This window comes from Oceanobacillus saliphilus (assembly GCF_023522835.1).
Taxonomy (GTDB): Bacteria; Bacillota; Bacilli; order Bacillales; family Amphibacillaceae; genus Oceanobacillus; species Oceanobacillus saliphilus.
Genome location: NZ_JALCZU010000282.1, coordinates 1 through 211 on the forward strand (window position 1 = coordinate 1; position 211 = coordinate 211).

The window sequence follows — 211 nt, forward strand, 5'->3', positions numbered from 1 at the left end:
ACCATTAATAGGAATGGAGGTGTCCCAAACAATGCGTGCAGAAAAAGAAAAGTTACCACCTACAATAGCAGAGTTGTTTGCTGAGGCGAAAGACGAAGGTCGAGAAGAAGCGAAAAAGATGTTGGCTCAAGAGTTAATACGTGAAAATTTTTCGGATGAACACATTGCAAAGTTAACGAAATTGAAGGTAGAAGAAGTAGCAAGGTTGAGG

1 protein-coding gene is annotated in these 211 nt (G+C 40.3%); it reads left to right on the plus strand.

The window, feature by feature from the left end; translation table 11 throughout:
* Positions 1-31: 31 nt before the first annotated feature.
* Positions 32-211: hypothetical protein (locus tag MN204_RS21170; RefSeq protein ID WP_249873012.1), on the plus strand; the 180-nt coding region annotated here is incomplete at its 3' end.